Here is a 19,228-nt window from a genome sequence, read left to right on the forward strand (position 1 = left end):
TGCTCATGCTGAGTTTCCAGCACTAGATTAACTGCCCGTTCACGGACTTCCGGAGAGTAACGTTTGGTCGTTGTCATAGAGACCTCCACTTTTAAAGTATAGACTCTAATTTATCCGGGGTGATTCATTTTTCGCCTTCACCGTAGGCATGGCGAATAAGACGCGTATCGCCATGATGACTGCCGCCCTGGTGCGGCGGGAATGCCGCGTCGATCATCAGCACATTCAGTCCGGCTTGCGTGGCGTAAAAACCCGCGGCCGCCCCCACGGAACCGCTGCCGATGACGATTAAATCGTAAACCATACCCTCATGCTCCTGACTGAATTCCGCCGGCCGTGGCGCCGGGTCGGGTAAGTGTAGTAACAGTCTGAAAGCACGAATAGGGTCATCTGTCTGAAATAGGGCTGACGTAAAATAAAAAACACCCGCGGCAGGGCTGCGGGTGCATAGGGGTGACAGAACTAGTGCTTGCGGTAATCCAGATGTTCCGTTGATTCTATTTTGGCGATACCGGCTTCGAGTATGGAAATCAGCTGCTTGGCGACATCCGTCGTCAGCCACAAGGTCCGATCAACTTCCGCATCGGCAGTGGCTTGGTCAGGGGAATTGACATAATGCAGGCGAATCATCATGGCATCGTAGGGATCTACCGTACTGATGTCCCAGCCGACCAGCGGGTGTGTATGAATGATTTCGTTTTTTCTGTCCATATATACCCCTTTTTTGACTCGTTATGATTTGAGTGACAATGAGGTTCTGGCATCTCCTGGTTCGCAGGTAGCTTCATTATACCCGCCTTTTAAAATTTTTTACGCAATTAGAGACTTTTTTTGTAATAGGAAACGTCGCAAAGGGTTACTGAACGCGCCGGTCACGGGTGACGGCCCCCCCGCGGCGCGACTATCTTACCGCACCGGCGCGGCGCATCAATCCTGCCGTGGCGCGAGATGCGGCGCGACTATCTTATCGCGCCGGTGCGGCGCATCAATCCTGCCGTGGTGTGAGGGGCGGCGCGCATATCCTATCGCGCCGGTGCGGCGCATCAATCCTGCCGTGGCGCGAGGGGGGTGCGACTATCCTATCGCGCCGGTGTGGCGCATCAATCCTGCCGTGGTGTGAGGGGCGGCGTCACCGGCGTGACGCGACGGGCCAGCTCTTCCGCTAATTGCGCGAAATATTTCTGCATCAGCGCATCGCGGTTTTGGTTCTGGGATTCAAGCATCAGGTTATGGATCAGCAACTGGTTCGCTTTTTCGTCCAGGCTGAAAGAAAGATAGGAAAAAGCAATTTCCAGCACGCTCAGCCTGCGCTGCTGTTCGCTTATCAATTGCAGTAACTCACCGAAGGTCATCGCTTCTTCTGGCTTTTCCGACGTCATGGTGTTCTCCCGAAAGCGGTGGTGCCGTCTTGGACAGATACCGGCAATGGTTTCCCTATCATAAGCCCCATTAGGAATTTTTACAGCGTCAGCCTGCGTTTTTGGGCGAAAGCTACAAGAAAAAAAAGGCCGGGTAGCGAGCCCGGCAAGCGACAGTACAACAAAACGTTGAAGGTTATGAGGGCGGGTCGAACCAGTCATCGGCGCTTTCCCACGTCTCTTGCAGGATGTCGGTGATGAGCGCCTTGTCTTCCTTGCTGCCGCCCAGGACCGTAATGCCATTGGCGTTGGCATAACGTATCTGCAGCTTGGAGTCGGAGAACTGTTTATCAATACGGAGATGTAACTCTTTGCTCAACGCCTCCAGGGCACCGGCAGGAAGCGGTGTCGATTTGGCGAGGGTGATTTCAATGCGCATGTGTCTGCTCTCACAGTATCGGAGCCTGTTCATTTATACAGTACTTTGAGAAGGAGCGCAACCGATATAGCGACTTGTCGCCATGGCCGGCGTCAGACCGGCGCCGGCGAAACACCGAGCTTACGGGCGAGTTGGCGCCCTGGGCCAAGGGCTGACGGGCGGCAGGGCGTCTGGCCGGCGTTCCAGGCCGATGACGTACGCCACGTCGACACCCCGGCGCCTGACGCCGAAGAGAAACGCCATGTTGACACCCCGGCGCCTGACGCCGAAGAGGAACGCCATGTCGACATCCCGCGCCTGACAGCGATGACGATCGCCATGTCGACACCCAGTGCCTGACGCCGAAGAGGAACGCCATGTCGACATCCCGCGCCAGTTGTGTGCGATTAAAGCTAGCTTTCGTCTACCACTGTCCAATTAAGCGTTTGGTCGGCGAGGAAGGGCACCAGCGTTTCACCGTCACCGCCCGCCAGCGGGAGGGTCGCCGGTTGGCGATGAGTTTCACGGCGCAGCGTAATAAAATCTTCGTTCAGCGGCAGACCGTAAAAGCATAGGTATCTACACATTTATCGTGATAAATGTGTAGATACCTATGCGCTTGAAGGCGCGTCCTGCGAGGCCACGTCGGAAGAAGACGGCTTGCTGCTGCAGGCGGCGAGCAGAGCAATAAGAGGAACAAGGGCTGCCAGCTGACGCATTGGGGATCCATGTACCATAGAAAATAAAAGTAACGCTATGGTAATTCATTGTCACCCCAGAACAAATAGGAAACAAAGCCCTAGGTAAGGGAAATTTATATTTTCTTCACGAATTCCGATTTAAGCTTCATCGCGCCAAAACCCTCAATTTTACAGTCAATATTATGGTCCCCTGCCACTAAACGGATGCTCTTGACTTTAGTGCCGATCTTAAGCGTCGAGGTGCTGCCCTTGACCTTCAGATCTTTGATAACCGTCACCGCATCGCCGTCCGTCAGCAGATTGCCGTTAGCGTCGCGCACCACCAGCCCTTCTTCCTGCCCGGCGCTCGCCTCTGCGAGCGACCACTCGTGGCCACACTCAGGGCAATTAAGCTGTTCATCCTGCTGCCAGGTGTAGGCAGAGTCGCATTTTGGGCAATTTGGCAATTGTGACATAATCATCTCTCTGAAAAGTAAGGTATCTTTAAAATTTGGCAAGAAAATCATAGCTAAACGTTTTTCTGGTCGGCAATGTTAGCCGATCCCCCGCCGCTTGACTACCTCTCCTCCCGCCGTGGCGTCCCGATAGCGCCTGGGGTGCAGGTGGACAGCGGCCTTGCCGGCTACCGACAGGCGAGAAGGGGCTCCGGCTTAGTTTGATTCTGCCAACCCCTGCGTGGCTCGGTCTGGCTTGGCTTGTCTTGCCATAACTTAGCCTGCGTTGCCTTAGCTTGGCTCGCCTATCCTTGCCTGGATTTGCCTCGCCTTGGTTTGACGGTGTGGCCTAAGCCAAACATTCGCTCAGCCTAACGGTGCAATTTGGTGCGAAGAACGGTGGTGGGCCCCTTTTCCATTCTATTTCTCATTCTTTCTGCCGTTTGCTTAGGCCAGATGACATTGCCCATTCCTCTTTCTTGAGCAGATTCCAGCATTGGCCTCACCGTGGCGGTGTGGGCTGTCTTTTTCTCTCTCATCCCTCCTCTTTCCGTGCTTCCTGCCGGCGGCCACAGGCGCTAAGCTCCGTTACCTGCCATGGTTAACCTTGCCCTCGAGACTAAGCCGTTTTATTTTTCCGCTTCATTGGAGATTTATTCTCCCCCTTTCTTTTACTCAAACTCTTCCCTGTCATTCATTGCAGTTTGCAAATCCGACCTATCGGTGGCATATGTATTCGCCAAGAGCGGCGTTATTTTTCCTTGAGCTGTAAACGTCGTGAGTAAGGATGAGAAAATAAAACGATGAGAAAAGGTAAAATTATTGTTGCGTCGATGATGTTATTTTGTGTCGTCTGTTTCGCGGCGGGGGCGCTATATTTCCTATTGATGAAAAATAACTACGCACAACCTGACGATGCACAGCGAATCGCAGCGATCATTCAGGTTGCCGGGTTGAGCGGGTCCGGTGCAACCGACGCGCGCACGCTTAATGAGCTTTACCACCGTCGAGTCATTGCCCGTCAGGTCACTTTGGCGAGTGGCGCGGTACTGCCAAGCGCATCCCCGCAAGAGGCGCCGACGTCTTGTGTCAGTCTGCCGGCGAGTCGGGATCCCGCGCAAATTCGCCAGCGTTGCACGACGGGCGACGTCTACTTTATTCATGATGACGATAAAATACAGCAAGTTATATTACCCATCTTCGGCAAAGGCGCCAAATCGATGATGTATGCGTTTATCGCTCTGGCCCCGGATGGCCGCACGGTGAAAAACCTGCTGTACTATCAGCAAAACGAGACCCCCTTGTTGGGCGCACGGGTGGAAGATCCCGCCTGGCTGCGGCAATGGAGCGGGAAGAAATTGCTGAATGACCGCGACCAGCCGGCCCTGAAAGTCGTGCAATCTAACGCAAATCCTGATGATGTTTACACCGTCGATGGCATCAGCGGGGCGACCATGACCTCCGTTGGCGTGGAAAAAAGCGTTAATTACTGGATGGGCGAGCGCGGTTATGGTCCTTTTTTACAGCGCCTCGCCAAGGAAAAACCTTTAATTCTCCAGTAGTTTTTCCAGCGCCAAAATTAGACGAAGATCACGTGATGCCAGCAATGTGGTTATTGCTGGTTTTTGTTTCTCTATCGCCATGCTTTATTTCCACGGCCAGCGTAGGGATTTAAGGCCAGGGTGAGAAGCCGATTGAAATAAAATTACACTCCACTAAAAACAGGTGCTTATTCACTTTTATTTCCAAGAGAAACTTAAACATTTTGTCACTGTTTGTCATTTTTATGATCTTAGTCATGTACAAATTACAAAAAATATTCATGATAATCATTATCATTTGCATTTTGACGGTACGCCTTGTGTTTATTGCCCGATCCTTTCTGCTGACCGTATTTGGTGTGCTCTTCAGCGCCTGTGTCTGGGCGCAAACCCAATATGCGCCTTATATTGAAGATATTGAGCAACGCCTTGATAAAACGGCGGAACTTTACCAACAACAGCAAAACACCGCAGCACGTCGCGAAGTGCAGATGGCCTATTTCGAGGTTTTTGAGAATCTCGAAGGGCCGATTCGCATTAATATTTCCGCCAACAAAAGCTATGAAATGGAGTCTACCTTCGGCGACATCCGTCGCATGATCGGCGAGGGTAAACCGGTCGCCGACGTTTTGGCCAGAATCGACGGGCTGAAAAAAGCGCTGCGCGAGGTTGAGCCGGTGCTGGACGGCGGGCATCAACTGGTGGCGGAAGAGCAGCACACGGCATTGACCCGCTCCGATATCGCCGTTTACTGGCAGGACAGTTTCCGCAGCATTGATGACTTGCTGGCCGAGGCGGTGACGCTGTATCAGGCCGGTCAATACGACGTTGCCAGCCAACGCATCAAGCAGGCGCATTTTCAGGGGTTCAAAAATTCCGAAATGGAAATGGCGGTACGCCAGAATCGTTCCGCCCAGGACGCCGCCGCCATTAATCAACAATTCACCGCGCTTACCGCGCTGGCGAAACAGCCCGACCGGCTAAATGACGTGTCCTATCAGGTCACAACCCTGCTACAGGATATCGAAGACACGTTGCCGGGTCTGCCGACCACGCGCGATAACCAGCCGGTGAGCGCGCAGCAAACCGCCGATACCGCCGCTGTCGCCGGCGCCAGCGTCCCGGATGCCGACTGGGCAAATGTGGCGGCGGGGATCAATCAGAGCATCAGCGCGGCGATCACGCGTTATCAAAGCGGTAGCGCGCAGGACGCCATTCTGGCGGTGCAGGATGCCTATTTTGATCGCTTTGAAGCCACCGGCATGGAAAATAAAATAGGCGCGCGCGATGCCGCGTTCAAAACCACGCTGGAAAACTATTTCACCCGCCTGGTCAGTCTGATGAAGGCCGGCCAGCCGGTAGATAAGCTTACGGCCCAGGCCAGCGCGCTACAGCAAGACCTAGAAAAGGCGGTCGCCATGCTGGGAACGGGCGACGAAACCCATTGGAGCCTGCTGCTTTACAGCCTGATGATCATCGTGCGCGAAGGGCTGGAAGCGCTGTTGATAGTGGCAGCCATCGTCGCCTATCTGGTGAAAAACAACCATCACGACAAGCTGCCGTTAATTCGCCAATCGGTGGTCGTTGCGCTATTGGCGAGCGTGGTCACCGCCGCCCTGTTCCAGCTGCTATTCGCCAATTCCGGCGCCAGCAGGGAGTTGCTGGAGGGTATCACCATGCTGATTGCGGTGGTGATGTTGTTCTTTATGAGCTACTGGCTGCTGTCCAAAGTGGAAGCGCGTCACTGGCAGGCCTGGCTGGAAGGCAAGCTATCCCATTCCCTTTCCCGTAATTCGCTGATCGGTCTGTGGCTGACCAGCTTTTTGGCCGTGTACCGCGAAGGCGCGGAGACGGTGCTGTTTTACTATGCGCTTTTCGGCGACGCGCAGACGCTGTCCGGCCATTTGGCGATTGGCGCCGGTTTCGCCATCGGCTGCGTGGTGCTGTTGCTGGCCTGGCTGGTCATGCGCTACTCGGTGGTCAGGCTGCCGCTTAAGCCGTTCTTTATGGTAACCGGCTGTTTTATGTACCTGATGGCCTTCGTCTTTGCCGGCAAAGGGGTGCTGGAATTGGTGGAAGGCAAATTGTTCCAGCCGACGCTGATTAACGGCATACCGGAGATAAGTTGGCTGGGCATCTATCCCTATCGCGAAACCTTGTTGCCGCAGGCGGTTTTACTGCTTGCGGCGCTGGTGGCGCTATGGGTAATGCAGCGCCGCGGTCAGGTTGCCGACAACACAATACACACTAATCCGTAGTTCTTTTTTGACCAGAGGAAATGTCAGATGAACGTCAAGCAGACCCTGATTGCCGGCGCCGCGATCGCCAGCATCTTTACCGCCCCCGCCGCGCTGGCGTTTAAGGAATACCCGGCCGGCGAGCCGGTCACCATGAATGAAATGGAGCTGGCCGCCGTGTATTTACAGCCGATTGATATGGAGCCGCGCGGTATGGGGCTGTCGGCGGCAAAATCCGACATCCATCTGGAAGCCGACATTCATGCTACGGAAGGGAATAAAAACGGTTTTGGCGCCGGCGAATGGATGCCGTTTCTGACCATCAATTACACCTTGGTCAACAATGACACCGGCGAGAAGCAAGAGGGGACCTTTATGCCCATGGTTGCCAGCGATGGCCCGCACTATGGCGCCAACATCAAAATGATGGGCGTGGGCAACTACAAGGTCACTTATCACATCGATCCGCCGTCAAAAGCCGGTATGCACCGCCATACCGATAGCGAGACCGGCGTCGGCCGCTGGTGGAAGCCGTTTGATGTCAGCTATGAATTCAAGTATGTCGGCCTGAATTAACAGGGCGCGGATCGCCGTGCCAGCAAGGCGGGAGGGTGATACGGCCATCCCGACCGTTCCGAGAGTTTTATCTGACGGCGCAACGCCTCACCGCGGCAGCCGTCTTTGAGTCGATGTTATGAGTTATTTTTTTACCACCACGCTACAGTCCTTTATCTGTATCGCCCTGTTGGCCGGTGTATTGTGGAGCCGCAATCAACCGCCCGCACTGCGTCCGCTGGTGTGGACCACGCTGGCGGCGCTGGTCGCCGGGCTGCTGTGCGGGATGTGGTTCCGCGGCTCCCAGCCGCTGCAATTGCTGACGGTCAGCACCGAAGTGCTGGTTTCGTTGCTCTTTCTGCTCAGCTTCTGGTGGGTGCCGCACTCTGTCCGATATCTTTGGCAGGGGATCCTGGTGTTCGGCGCCGCGCGTCATTGGGGTCTGGATCCGAATCTGGGCGGGCTCACCAGCACCCACGTCCTCAATACCGATCTGCTGTTGAATCTTACCGCGCTGGCGCTGGCGTTTGCGCTGCTCGGCCTTATCGCCGCACTAGCGGGTCTGCTGGTGGCGCGTCTGCGCTGGCTGTACTGGCCGTTAACGCTGGTGGTGCTTTTCATGCTGTGGCTGCCGCTAAGCGGTAACCTGCTGTTGCTGCTGATGAAACTGCAAGTGGTGCCGCTGCTGAAGTCCCTGCTTAGCTTTGTCGCCCACGTCACCAATAACGCAGCGATGTTCAATTGGGTAGGCGCCGGTCTGCTTTTGCTGCTGTCAGTATGCTGGCTGCCGACGCTGCGGCGTCATGTCCGGGCCACGCGCGCGGCGCGCGATCCAATTGCCCGCCGCCTCGCCCGCGCCGACCGGCGCGATGCCCTGCGGCTGGCGCTGACCACGGCGGCTTGCGCCGTCATCGTCATCGCCGGCCAACTGTGGTGGAACCTGGTCGCCTCGCAACCGCCGCGTCTGTCCGAAGCACAAACGGTAACGCTGGCCGATGATGGTCTGGTTCATCTTCCTATCGAGCAGGTGCGCGACGGGAAACTGCACCGCTTTGTCTGGGTGGCGGATGACGGCAAAGCGGTGCGCTTCTTTGTCATCAATCGCTATCCCGACAAACTGCGTCTTGGCGTCGTGTTTGACGCCTGTCTGCTGTGCGGCGATCAGGGGTACGTCATGGAAGGCAACCAGGTCATTTGCGTTGCCTGCGGCGTGCACATTTTCATTCCATCGATTGGCAAGCCCGGGGGATGTAACCCGGTGCCCATTGAAAACTGGCGCAACGACGCGCGGGAACTGGTCATCCCCCGCGACGCCCTGGCCGCAGGGGCAAACTATTTCTCCACGGTGTTGACCATTAATGTGGTCGATCCGGTGGACGGAACACGGCTTACCAACACCGCCGCTGACTATAAATACGTGTGGGCCGGCAAAACCTGGTACTTTGCCTCGGACGCCAACTATACCCGTTTCCGCGATGCGCCCGAGCAGTTTGCGCCCGGCGTGGCGAAGGAGGAGTAGCCATGTTATGGCGAATGTTGCGTCAGTCCTGGGGGCACCATTTACGGCGTAAAGGGCTGGCGGTGTTGACGGTTTTTCTGGCCTCAAGCCTTATCTCGGCGCTGCTGGCGGTGTCTATTGATATTGGCGATAAGATGTCGCGCGAGCTGAAATCTTACGGCGCCAACATTCTGATTGAACCCGCCGGCCAGGCAGTGCTGCCGGCGGTGTTCAGCGGACAATCCAACCCGCTGTCGGGCCAGGACTTTCTGGATGAAGCCGAACTGCCCAACATCAAAGACATCTTCTGGCGCAATAATATTGTCGGCTTCGCACCGATGCTGGGCGGCGAGGTGCAGGTCGGCGATCGCGATGTCGGCGTGCTGGGGACCTTTTTCAGCCAACCGGTGGAGATCCCCGATGAAGAGGGGTACCAGACCGGCCAGCGCACGGTTAGCCCGTTCTGGCAGGTTACGGGAGACTGGCCTCAGGAGCCGGCGGGGGCGCTGCCGCAAACGCTGGTCGGTCAGGCGCTGGCCCGTCGTACCGGTTGGCAGGTCGGCGATACACTCCCGCTGCGCGTCGAGGGAAACACCCGTGAGGTCATCGTGAGCGGCATCCTGTCCAGCGGTGGCGAAGAGGACAACCAACTGGTGATGCCGCTGGCCGTAGTCCAGTCGTTACTGAACCTGCCGGGGAAAGTTCAGGCCATTCGCGTTTCGGCCCTGACGGTACCGGAAAACGCGCTATCGCGCCGGGCGCGGGAAAACCTGGACGCGCTCAACGCCGAAGACTATGACCTTTGGTACTGCACCGCCTATGTCTCCTCTATTGCGCACCAGTTGGAAGAGGCGATCTCAGGAGCTGAGGTGCGTCCGGTCTGGCAGGTCGCCGCATCGGAAGGGGTGGTGATAGATAAAATTCAACTGCTGATGGCGGTGGTAACCTTGGCCGCACTGGCTGCGGCGGCCATGGGTATCGCCTCGCTGATGACCAGCACCATCATGGAACGCGCCCGGGAAATCGGGTTGATGAAAGCGCTCGGCGCACACCCATGGCAAATTCTGCTGCTGTTCTATCTCGAAGCCGCGACCAGCGGTTTACTCGGTGGCGCTGTCGGTTGCCTTGCCGGCTGGGGGCTGGCGCAGGTCATCGGCCTGATGTTGTTTGGCTCGCCGCTGAATTTCGCCTGGATAGTGGTGCCCTGTGTCTTGGTTATCGCGGTGCTGATCGCGTTAATCGGCACCTGGTTCCCGGCCCGGCGCATCGCCCGTCTTTACCCTGTGGAGGTGCTCTATGGCCGTTAAGCGCAACCTGCTCTGGTTGCTGGTCTGGCGCGCATTACGCCTGCGTTTGCAGCGTGTGGGCGTGGTGTTTGTCGCCCTCACGGTGGGCGCCACTATCGTGACCGCGCTCTCGGCCGTCTGGTTCGACATCAACACCAAAATGAGCGAAGAGCTGCGCACCTTCGGCGCTAATTTTTACCTCGGCCCGGGGCACGGCACCCACATGCCGCAGCAGGATTTGCAAACCATTATCGAACAGGCGCCTGCCGGACTGATTCACGGCGCCAGTCCGTGGCTTTACGGCATGGCGCGTACCGAGCTCGAAAAGGTCGTCATGGTGGGCGTATGGTTCGAGTCGCTGCCCAAATTGGTGCCTTATTGGCAGGTCACGGGCAACTGGATCGGCGTCAATTTTGACGATCGCAACGCCATGGTGGGTATCAAGCTCGCCGAGCGTCTCAATCTAAAGCCCGGCGATAGCTTGACGCTCGTGGACCATCAGGCGCGCAAAAAACTGCTGGTGAAAGGGGTAGTCGAGGCGGGCGACGCCACGGATAACATGCTGATCGTGAGCCTGGACGTGGCGCAGGCGTGGCTGAACCAGCCAGGAAAAATCAGCCACGGCTTATTGAGCGTCAGCAATGACGTGGGACAGGTGGACAGCTACGCCCGGCGTCTTTCCCAGCACTATCCCGCCCTCGATATTCGCCCGATACGTAAAGTGTCCGCCTCTGAAGGACAGGTGCTCGACAAGATCAAAGGATTGATGGGGCTGGTATCGGTCGTCATTCTGGCGCTGTCGTCGCTGTGCGTTAACACCACGCTGATGGCAATCGTCAGCGAACGCGCGCGGGAGTTTGCGCTGCAAAAAGCCTTGGGCGCCAGCAACGGCGATATTATCCGCCAGATCCTGCTGGAAACGAGCATCATCGCCTTGGCGGCGGTGGTGAGTGGTTGGGTGCTGGGCTATCTGCTGGCGCAGCTATTAGGGTTGACGGTGTTTAATTCCGCCATTTCCTTGCGGCTGCCGGTCTTGCCCATCACCCTGCTGTTGTCTTTGCTGGTCGCGGTGCTCGCGGCCATCGTTCCGGTGCGGCGCGCGGTCAGCGTCGAGCCGGCGAAAGTGCTTAAAGGAGAGTAGTGCCATGTCGGTCATGCACCTGCCCCAGAGGGTGATTGAAACCCGCCATTTGTACAAACGATTCGGTGAAGTTACCGCACTGGACGATATCAATCTGCACATCGCGCGCGGCGAATTTGTGGCGGTCATGGGCGCGTCGGGCTCGGGTAAGACCACGCTCATGAATATCCTCACCTGCCTTGATACCGCAAGCGAAGGTCAGGTTCTCCTTGACGGCACCGACGCGGCGGCGCTGGATGAGGAAGGCCGGCGCCGTTTCCGCGCGCAGAAGATAGGCCTGGTGTTTCAGCAGTTCCATTTAATCCCGTTTTTAACCGCGCTGGAAAATGTGATGCTGGCACAACATTACCACAGCATCGTAGACGAACCCGCCGCCCGGGCGGTGCTGGAACAGGTGGGTCTGGGTCATCGTGTCGGCCATTTACCCAGCCAGCTTTCCGGCGGCGAGCAGCAGCGCGTCTGTATCGCCCGGGCGCTGGTGAATGAACCGCCGGTGATTTTCGCCGATGAGCCGACCGGCAACCTGGATGAAGAAAATGAGCAGCGCGTGCTGGCGTTACTGCAAGACCTGCAGCGGCAAGGGCGGACCATCGTACTGGTGACGCATAACCCAGCGCTGGGGCACGTTGCCGATCGCATCATACGGCTGCAACACGGAAAATATCTCGGCGAGGAGAACAACCAACATGCAATGGCGTAACGCGATGGTGGTGCTGGTGCTAGTGCTGCTTGGCGGCTGCAAAGAGGAAAAACTGGCGCAAGGCAAAACCGCGCCGGCGCTGGCGGCGTTTGATTTGCAGGGTAAAGAGGCCAGCCTCGACCGTTGGCGGGGCAAGAGCATCTATCTTAACTTTTGGTCGGCCGACTGCGGCGGCTGCCTTGCCGAGATGGACACGCTGGAAGCCCTGAGTGAACAATGGGGCGATAAAGTGACGGTGGTCGCGGTGAATACCGATCCCGGGTCCGGTGCCGCTTACGGCGCTTCTGGCCAAACACGCCATCACCTATCCGGTGCTGCGCGACCAGCTCAAGATTACTCAAGAGCGCTATCAGGTGATCGGCACACCCACCTCGGTACTGATAGACAGCCAGGGTCGCGTGCTCGACATGCATCAAGGGGCGCGCAAGCTGCCAGAGTTACAGCAAACCTTTACCCGCCTGGCCCGCCAGTAAACCACGGCGGTTTTCTCGCGAGCAACGTAAAGCCAGTCTGTAGCGGCGTGAAAGCGTACTTTGACCGATGCGTGATGGCACATCCCGATAGCAATATTAACGGCGAATAGTCCCTTGACTTGAAAACATGATTTCAGATTATTAAACTCAAATCACAGGGGAAATAATGAACCAGGAAGTCTTCTATGTGGTTTTCGCATTACCCTAAATGGGCAGGGATCGCTACGATCATGATGGTGATGTTAAGCGGCTGCGTGCCTTGGCCGCGTGAGCGCCCCGGCTATAATGATCTGTGCCAAAGCGAATATCACTTTGACATAACGACGCCCAACGGAAAAAAACGCTCGTTCTTGAAACCTATCTTTATGACCATCGTATCCCGGGCTTAGTCATGACCGAGAAACGAGGGAGCTTTACCCTGCCCAAAGTGCAGGGGCCGGAAGCGCGTCCTGAGTTTTACGTGCAAGTGATTGCCTATAATAAAGGTCGCCTGCGCCCTTCGCGTGCCCGACAAAAGGGTGAGCCTGCGATTCCCATTCTCTATGATAGCCGTCAGGCCTATATCGACATGGGCGACGGTTCGCGTCAGTATGCCAGACCTGAAATCTTCCTCGGCACGGAGGCATTCCCTTATGACTTCCCGGGTGACACGATGAAGTATGCCCGGCCCTCCCCCTATGATATTAACAGCAATGAGGTGCACCGCCGGGTTCCGCGAATTTCCAACAATGACGATTATGGTTCGGTCTATGTGGTATTCAAAACCTGGAATAAAGCTGCAAATGAAAAATGGACGATTCACTTAGGAGAATTGGCGGTAGCGGGGCAGAAAATCGCCCTACCGCCCCTTAAGCTTTGCTATCAACCGACAAAAAAATGGGTCGGTATTGAACCGCTGATGCGCCCTTAAGCAACATTGCGCCCGCTGGTCTGAGGGAGTACGGACTGGCGGGCAACCATCAGTAATGCCAAAAGGAATGAAAGCGCTTTGAAAAAGTCCGATATTGCAGGACGAGCAGCGCGGTGGCCCGCAACCTTGCGCTGCCCGCCCTTGGCGCTATCGCGGCGACGCTATCCGGCAAATAATCCGCAGGCGACGCCCGCCGCCGCCAAGACCAACAATAACAGCATGGCTTTTACCGGCGACAGGCCGCGTTTCGCCATTAAATACCAGGTGCCAATGACCACGATAAGCGGCAGCAGCTGGGGAAAAATGCCGTCCAGCATTTGCTGCAGATGAATATTAACGCCGTCGTTGGTGACAAACTTAAGACCGGTGCCAAGCTTGATATAGCTCGCCGCCACGCCGCCCATCACGAATACGCCTAACAGAGACAGCGCCTCGCGCAGGCGATTGGACTTACTGCTCACCAGCATCTCAACCGACGTTGACCCCATCCGGTAGCCTTTCAGGAACAAAAACCACGAACCAGGCAGGATAATCGCCAGCCAGGCGACGGCGTAAAACAGCGGTCCGAGAATATTGCCGCCGGCCGCCAGCGCCATACCAATGCTGAGCAGAATAGGGATCAGCATTCCCGGGATCATGGAGTCGCCAATCCCGGCCACGGGCCCCATCAGCCCGACTTTCAAGGTGTTAATGGTTTCCCCGTCAATCGGCTCGCCGTTAGCGCGCTTCTCTTCAAGCCCGAGTACCATGCCGTTGACGATGGCCCCCAGCTGCGGCTCGGTGTTGTAAAACGAGGCGTGACGTTTGAGCATCTCCTTGCGCCGCTGGCTATCGGGATAAAGCTTCTTCGCAACCGACAGCATGCTGAGGCAAAAGCCAAAGGATTCAAGGCGTTCAAAGCTCATCGAGGACAGGTTATACATCATCCAACTGCGCCAGCAGCGGCGCAGATCCCCGCGGGTAAGTTTACGTTCTTCCATCAGAATTCATCCTCATCATCGGCCGGTTTAAACGCGCTTACGGTCTGCGGTTCCGGTTTGTAGTTGTAATGAATCAACGCCAGCAGCCCGCCGACAATCACTAGCGCTACCATGTTGAGTTTCAGGAACACGATGCAGATAAAGCCCACCAGGAAGTAGAGCAGCATGCTGTAGTTTTTGATGATCTGCTTTAGCAAAATAGCGATCCCTACCGCCGGTAGAATACCGCCAAGCACGTTCATGGTGGCCAGAACGAGGTGCGGCAGGCTATCCATAAAGGTACTAATGTACTGAGCACCAAAATAGACGGCGATGAAGGTGGGAACGAAGCGCATCAAGAAATTAGTGACCTGGGGCCAGATAGCGCTGTTGAGGTAAATGCCGCGTTCGTCGCCGTTTTCCAGCGCCACGTCGGCGCGGTGGTTCCACCAGGAGTTAAGCACCAGCATGGCGTTAAACAGCACCGTCCCGGCAATACCGATAGTGGCGGCCAGCGCGACGGCGACCTCCGGTCCTTTGTGGGACAAAATCCCCAGCGCGATGGCGGGGAACGCGACGAAGTTGAGATCCGCCGGCATTGAGCCGCCGGGGGTGACCATCGCGATGTAGACCGCCTGCACGGCGACGCCGATGATAATCCCGGTTTGCACATCGCCCAGGATAAACCCCACCAGCATACCGGATACCAGCGGGCGGGTTATCAAATACCAGCCGCCGGTAAGCCCGAGCAACCAGGGGGTGCTGAGCGCGCCAAGGTAACAGAGGATGCCGATTAATGTTGCTTCAAAAGCCATAACAGACTCCTTATTTTATTTTTTGGCGGACGTCTTGCCAGCTGTAGTAGCTGGCATCCGGTACCAGACGAAACTCGATGAGATGGCCGCGCCGCATCAGGTCGTCAAACGCCGCCGCCTCGTCTGCGCTGACGGCCTGATTGGGTCCGATAGTGGTGGTATTGGCGCGGGCGCTCATCGGTCCAACGTTAATCTTGCGGTTCGCGTTTTGCAGACTGATGCCCGCTTCTTCAATGCGTTGTAGCGTAATCGGTGATTTGCCAATCACGAAGTAGCGCTTGTCGCTGGCGATAATTTTCGGCAGCTTTTCAATCGCCGTGACGGTGTCGAACAACCAGACTTTGGTGTCCTGCACCGCCCCTTTCATCACCGATGAGAGCAGCGGGTCGGCGGCTACCGCATCGTCGATGGCGACAATACCGTCGCAGGGCAGTTCTTTGGACCAGCGGGTAACCAGTTGGCCGTGGATCACCCTGTCGTCAATACGTACAAAAGATATTCTCATCACACCCCCTTAAAAATCATCGGTTTGCGGCGTTTCCACCAGGCGGGCCCGCACCACGGCCTCTTTGCCCTGCTCCAGCAACTGTGCCGCGGCCTGCTCAACGTCAGCCAACGCTTGCAGATCGTCGCTGAGTAACAACATCGGGAAATTAACGCCGCCCAGCGCCGCCATGGGCGGTGTGGTTTCAGAGTCAAATGCATGGTGGCAGGCAACGTTCCACGGCGTGCCGCTTTGCAGATCGCACAGCACCAGCACACCGTCAGCGTCTTGCGCGGCGCGCTGAAGTACGGTGGCGAACTCCTCGCGAAAGGCGCTGATGCCTTTGGTGTCGCTGAGCGTGACCGGGAAAACGTGCGGTAGCTCGCCGTAGACCATACGAGCACTCTCAAGCAGCCCCTCCGCCAGCGGACCGTGCGTCGCAAGCATGACATTAATCATGATTTATCCCCTTACCCAAGCTTTCATGGTGGCGAGCTGTTGCCCATCGCTCTCGCCAGAAGGTGAAATGCGGTACTCTCCGACCGCCGCCGGAACAATAAAGGTCTCGGCATAATGCACCACAAAGGGTTCAAAGGCGTGGCCCGGGCTGTCTACCACCGCGCTAACGCCTTCTACCAGGTTGAGTACATTTACGCCGCCGTGGGTATGATGGATCACCGGTTTATTAAACCAGTGGCGGCGGGTTTCAATAAACTCGCGCTCGTGCAGGCCGGTACGCTCTTCGCGCCAACCGTCGCCCTCGGCAATCGGTTCAAAATGGTTGACCAGATGCTCGCTGACCCACTCGGTATCCCGCTGCCAGTCAATGACCTGAGCGCCGTGTTCAAGGTGTACCGGGCGCGGCAGACCATCCAGCCCAAGGCGGCCCCAGTCCCACAGTTTGAAGGTGAAAATGTATGGCGTGGCGCTGATTTCCAGCACCATCGCGCCGGCCCCGGCGCAGTGAACGGTACCCGCCGGGATCAGGAAGTGATCATGCTTACGCGCCGGGAAGCGATTAACGAATTTTTCGTCATCAAACGCCTTTTCACCGCGCTGGGCGCGCGCCAAATCGTCCAGCATCTCGCCCGGGTCGATAGCGGTTTTGGTGCCCAGGTAAACTTCCGCGCCGGGTTCGGCTGCCAACAGGTAATAGCTTTCATCCTGGGTATAGTGCATGCCGAATTGCTGTTGAATGTATTCCGTCAGAGGGTGAACCTGGAAGCTGAGATTCTGGCCGCCAATGGTATCCAGAAAGTCAAAACGGATGGGGAATTCCGCGCCAAAACCGGCATGAACCTTTTCGCCCAGTAGCGGGCGGGGGTAAAGCAGCACCAAATCCTGCGCCGGGATCTCGACGCGTACCTCACCCACTCGCAGTATTAAACTGTTCTCCTCGGGCACGCAGTCAAAACACCAGGCGTAATTTGGCTTCGCGCGATCGAGATTGAACGTGTGTCTCATCCATTGCCCACCCCACACGCCGGGGTCGAAAAACGGCACGACGCGAAACGGCTGCCGGGTAATTTGCCGCAGCGCATCACGCAGCGCCTCGCCGCTAATCAGCGCCGGGGACGCTTGCTGGTTGGTGTCCAGCAAAAAATCCGCGCGTTTGAGCAGTGGCGTTTTGTGGCGGTCAAACACGCGCCACTCGATGAAGAAGGCGCGCTTGTAACGGCGTAGAATATCTTCCTGCTGATTGTTCACGCCCCAGTTACCCAATTCGCCGCTGCGAAAGCGCTGCTGGATTTCCCAGCGCGCCAGGTCGGCGTAAACCAGGATGTCGCCGGGGTGTACCAGCGACGCGCCCGACCCATAAATCACCGTCAACCCGCTGGCCTGCTCTACTTCACGCCGTAGCGTCGCCAATTTATCACTGCAAAAAAAATCACTTAGCCCGTGGTGGGAAAGCACGCCGAAGACGCGATCCTCCGTCAGGTTGCCGGCGAGGAGATCTTGCAACTGCTCTTCGTCGTGACGTGCGTCTTCGGCGTTAATCCACTGCGCCGGGTTTAGAGAGGAAATGAGCTGCTCATAAAGCTCGTCCAGGCGAACGCCAGGATAACAATCAATCACTAAGACGGTTTTATGCCCCTTTGGCAGGCGTGCCTCTATGGCCTGCTGAATAGCCGGCCAGCCGCACCATGCCCGATCGTCACATCCCTTGATGCGGACTTCGGGAAACTTGTCATACCCTGAGTGCTTCATATAACGCTCCGTGTGATGGCGTATTTTTAGATTAATCGATTAACCTTAAATTAGCAGCTTGGTAAACATGATTAACCCGCCATTTTCGTTATCCGGCGGCTTTTTTGCTGTATGTTTGTGATTGCCATCACATGGTGAGATGCAATTCGCAGGTTATTCGATTAATCTAAGGCGCAGATTTCTTGTTAAGGAGAGCAAATGACTTCCGTGACTCTGGCGCAGGTCGCTAAACGGGCCGGCGTATCAACCGCAACGGTGTCGATGGTGTTGCGTAACCGCGGACGCATTTCTCATGAGACGCGGCAGCGGGTTCTCCATATTCTCGACGAGATGGGGTATGTTTATAATCAGACAGCCGCCAACTTGCGCAACCGCACCAGTAATCAGGTCGGTCTGTTGCTGCACGATATCACCAACCCGTTTTATGGCGAGATGACCGCCGGGTTGAGCCACGAGATGGAACGGCATGATTTGCTGCTGTTTTTAGCGAACAGCGAAGAGTCCGGCGAACGGCAGCAGAAGTTTGTCGACTCGCTTATGCGCAACAACGCCTGTGGGATGCTGCTTTGCGCGGCGAGAGAAACGTCACCGCTTTTTTTTGAAGCGCTTAAACGGCGCAACATCCCCACGATTATAGTGGTGCGGCCATTCGACGATGTGGATTTCGATTTTGTCGGTACTGATAACTTTCTTGGCACCCAGCTTGCCACGCAACATTTGCTACGCCTGGGGCACCGTCATATCGCTTTTATCGGCGGCAGTCTCGGCTCTACCAGCCGTGCCCAGCGTATTGGCGGCTATACCAGCAAGTTGCTGGAAAATAATATTCAGCCCGAAAGCGAATGGATCGTGACGTCGCAGGCAAGCCAGAGCGAGGGGAGCCGCGTCTCTGAAGCGTTATTCCGGCGCTTCCCGCAAATAACGGCAGCGGTATGTTATCAGGACATCGTCGCCCTTGGCGTCATGCAAACGCTGCGTAAAGCGGGACGAACACCGGGTAAAGACTTCGCGCTGGTCGGTTTCGATGATATTACTGAAGCTTCGCTGGTGCAGCCCGCGCTGACGACGATATCCGTGGCGGCGAAAGAGATAGGCCGTAAAGCGGGCGAGTTGCTGTATAGCCGTATTCAGGGCAACGATGAGCCGCCAAAACGCATTATTTTACCGCCGGCGCTGGTGATACGCGAGTCCTGCGGCGACAGGTTGCGTTAAGGCCTGGAAATTCAGGCTGGTCGTGTCATGAGGTCGCTCTGCAGTGCGGTCATTCCCGCGTTTTAAACAACCTCTCCATGCTTCACACTTGGCTGCGGGTTTTGATGAATTTTTATGAGATTGGGTATCGCTGCTTTCGATGCGCTGCTTTCGATGAGATGGATGAGTGAGTGAATCACCCCGGATAAATTAGAGTCTATACTTTAAAAGTGGAGGTCTCTATGACAACGACCAAACGTTACTCTCCGGAAGTCCGTGAACGGGCAGTTAATCTAGTGCTGGAAACTCAGCATGAGCA

At 56.4% G+C, this 19,228-nt stretch carries 19 protein-coding genes and 2 pseudogenes; 10 read left to right on the forward strand and 11 right to left on the reverse strand.

Features of this window, described 5'->3' with window-relative positions:
* Nucleotides 1–127: 127 nt before the first annotated feature.
* From CINSTRO3249_RS03195 to CINSTRO3249_RS03215, 6 genes and pseudogenes are all read right to left on the reverse strand, one after another.
* A pseudogene (locus tag CINSTRO3249_RS03195) lies at nucleotides 128–304 on the reverse strand (FAD-dependent oxidoreductase); the annotation flags it as partial.
* Nucleotides 305–462: 158 nt separating this feature from the next.
* Complete coding sequence (bssS, locus tag CINSTRO3249_RS03200; RefSeq protein ID WP_074012153.1) at nucleotides 463–711, reverse strand: biofilm formation regulator BssS; 249 nt, start codon at nucleotides 709–711, stop codon at nucleotides 463–465.
* 389 nt (nucleotides 712–1,100) lie between these two features.
* Nucleotides 1,101–1,379, reverse strand: coding sequence for a hypothetical protein (locus CINSTRO3249_RS03205; protein WP_074012154.1), 279 nt, complete (start codon nucleotides 1,377–1,379; stop codon nucleotides 1,101–1,103).
* Nucleotides 1,380–1,554: 175 nt separating this feature from the next.
* The gene (gene dinI, locus CINSTRO3249_RS03210; RefSeq protein ID WP_074012155.1) at nucleotides 1,555–1,797 is read right to left on the reverse strand and encodes a DNA damage-inducible protein I; all 243 of its coding nucleotides are present in this window, start codon (nucleotides 1,795–1,797) and stop codon (nucleotides 1,555–1,557) included.
* A gap of 392 nt (nucleotides 1,798–2,189) precedes the next feature.
* A complete protein-coding gene (locus CINSTRO3249_RS16405; RefSeq protein WP_254304286.1) occupies nucleotides 2,190–2,363 on the reverse strand; it encodes a hypothetical protein in 174 nt (57 codons plus the stop codon).
* Between the two features lie 227 nt (nucleotides 2,364–2,590).
* A complete protein-coding gene (locus tag CINSTRO3249_RS03215) occupies nucleotides 2,591–2,932 on the reverse strand; it encodes a zinc ribbon domain-containing protein YjdM (protein WP_074012170.1) in 342 nt (113 codons plus the stop codon).
* Between the two features lie 782 nt (nucleotides 2,933–3,714).
* On the opposite strand from CINSTRO3249_RS03215, the gene nqrC reads away from it, so the two are divergent.
* The 9 genes and pseudogenes from nqrC (at nucleotide 3,715) to CINSTRO3249_RS17390 (ending at nucleotide 13,252) form a co-directional block, all read left to right on the forward strand.
* Nucleotides 3,715–4,473 (forward strand): NADH:ubiquinone reductase (Na(+)-transporting) subunit C, encoded by a 759-nt coding sequence (nqrC, locus tag CINSTRO3249_RS03220; RefSeq protein WP_074012156.1) that lies wholly within the window; start codon nucleotides 3,715–3,717, stop codon nucleotides 4,471–4,473.
* Between the two features lie 260 nt (nucleotides 4,474–4,733).
* Nucleotides 4,734–6,710: an FTR1 family iron permease gene (locus CINSTRO3249_RS03225; protein ID WP_074012157.1), complete on the forward strand. Its 1,977-nt coding sequence runs from the start codon at nucleotides 4,734–4,736 to the stop codon at nucleotides 6,708–6,710.
* Nucleotides 6,711–6,737: 27 nt separating this feature from the next.
* Nucleotides 6,738–7,265 carry an iron transporter gene (locus CINSTRO3249_RS03230; RefSeq protein WP_074012158.1) on the forward strand — a complete coding sequence of 176 codons (528 nt, stop codon included), beginning with the start codon at nucleotides 6,738–6,740 and terminating at the stop codon, nucleotides 7,263–7,265.
* 118 nt (nucleotides 7,266–7,383) lie between these two features.
* A complete protein-coding gene (locus CINSTRO3249_RS03235) occupies nucleotides 7,384–8,763 on the forward strand; it encodes a Fe-S-containing protein (protein WP_074012159.1) in 1,380 nt (459 codons plus the stop codon).
* Nucleotides 8,764–8,765: 2 nt separating this feature from the next.
* A complete protein-coding gene (locus CINSTRO3249_RS03240; RefSeq protein WP_074012160.1) occupies nucleotides 8,766–10,049 on the forward strand; it encodes an ABC transporter permease in 1,284 nt (427 codons plus the stop codon).
* A complete protein-coding gene (locus CINSTRO3249_RS03245; protein WP_074012161.1) occupies nucleotides 10,039–11,169 on the forward strand; it encodes an ABC transporter permease in 1,131 nt (376 codons plus the stop codon). Before CINSTRO3249_RS03240 ends, CINSTRO3249_RS03245 begins: the two co-directional genes overlap by 11 nt.
* Before the next feature lie 4 nt (nucleotides 11,170–11,173).
* Complete coding sequence (locus CINSTRO3249_RS03250) at nucleotides 11,174–11,869, forward strand: ABC transporter ATP-binding protein (protein WP_074012162.1); 696 nt, start codon at nucleotides 11,174–11,176, stop codon at nucleotides 11,867–11,869.
* Nucleotides 11,856–12,342, forward strand: a pseudogene (locus tag CINSTRO3249_RS03255) (TlpA family protein disulfide reductase). Before CINSTRO3249_RS03250 ends, CINSTRO3249_RS03255 begins: the two are co-directional and overlap by 14 nt.
* 391 nt (nucleotides 12,343–12,733) lie before the next feature.
* Nucleotides 12,734–13,252 (forward strand): hypothetical protein, encoded by a 519-nt coding sequence (locus CINSTRO3249_RS17390; RefSeq protein WP_254304287.1) that lies wholly within the window; start codon nucleotides 12,734–12,736, stop codon nucleotides 13,250–13,252.
* 161 nt (nucleotides 13,253–13,413) lie between these two features.
* Here the strand turns inward: CINSTRO3249_RS17390 and CINSTRO3249_RS03270 are convergent, their stop codons facing one another.
* From CINSTRO3249_RS03270 to CINSTRO3249_RS03290, 5 genes are read right to left on the reverse strand one after another with little or no spacing between them, the layout of a single operon-like run.
* Nucleotides 13,414–14,232, reverse strand: coding sequence for a PTS system mannose/fructose/sorbose family transporter subunit IID (locus tag CINSTRO3249_RS03270; protein WP_074012164.1), 819 nt, complete (start codon nucleotides 14,230–14,232; stop codon nucleotides 13,414–13,416).
* Nucleotides 14,232–15,026, reverse strand: coding sequence for a PTS mannose/fructose/sorbose/N-acetylgalactosamine transporter subunit IIC (locus tag CINSTRO3249_RS03275; protein WP_074012165.1), 795 nt, complete (start codon nucleotides 15,024–15,026; stop codon nucleotides 14,232–14,234). Before CINSTRO3249_RS03275 ends, CINSTRO3249_RS03270 begins: the two co-directional genes overlap by 1 nt.
* 10 nt (nucleotides 15,027–15,036) lie before the next feature.
* The gene (locus CINSTRO3249_RS03280; RefSeq protein WP_074012166.1) at nucleotides 15,037–15,531 is read right to left on the reverse strand and encodes a PTS sugar transporter subunit IIB; all 495 of its coding nucleotides are present in this window, start codon (nucleotides 15,529–15,531) and stop codon (nucleotides 15,037–15,039) included.
* A 9-nt stretch (nucleotides 15,532–15,540) separates the two neighbouring features.
* The gene (locus CINSTRO3249_RS03285) at nucleotides 15,541–15,969 is read right to left on the reverse strand and encodes a PTS sugar transporter subunit IIA (RefSeq protein WP_074012167.1); all 429 of its coding nucleotides are present in this window, start codon (nucleotides 15,967–15,969) and stop codon (nucleotides 15,541–15,543) included.
* A 3-nt stretch (nucleotides 15,970–15,972) separates the two neighbouring features.
* Nucleotides 15,973–17,718 carry a class I mannose-6-phosphate isomerase gene (locus tag CINSTRO3249_RS03290; protein ID WP_074012168.1) on the reverse strand — a complete coding sequence of 582 codons (1,746 nt, stop codon included), beginning with the start codon at nucleotides 17,716–17,718 and terminating at the stop codon, nucleotides 15,973–15,975.
* Nucleotides 17,719–17,916: 198 nt separating this feature from the next.
* On the opposite strand from CINSTRO3249_RS03290, the gene CINSTRO3249_RS03295 reads away from it, so the two are divergent.
* A complete protein-coding gene (locus CINSTRO3249_RS03295) occupies nucleotides 17,917–18,930 on the forward strand; it encodes a LacI family DNA-binding transcriptional regulator (protein ID WP_074012169.1) in 1,014 nt (337 codons plus the stop codon).
* Nucleotides 18,931–19,228: the final 298 nt, after the last annotated feature.

This window comes from Candidatus Sodalis sp. SoCistrobi (assembly GCF_900143145.1).
GTDB lineage: Bacteria > Pseudomonadota > Gammaproteobacteria > Enterobacterales > Enterobacteriaceae > SoCistrobi.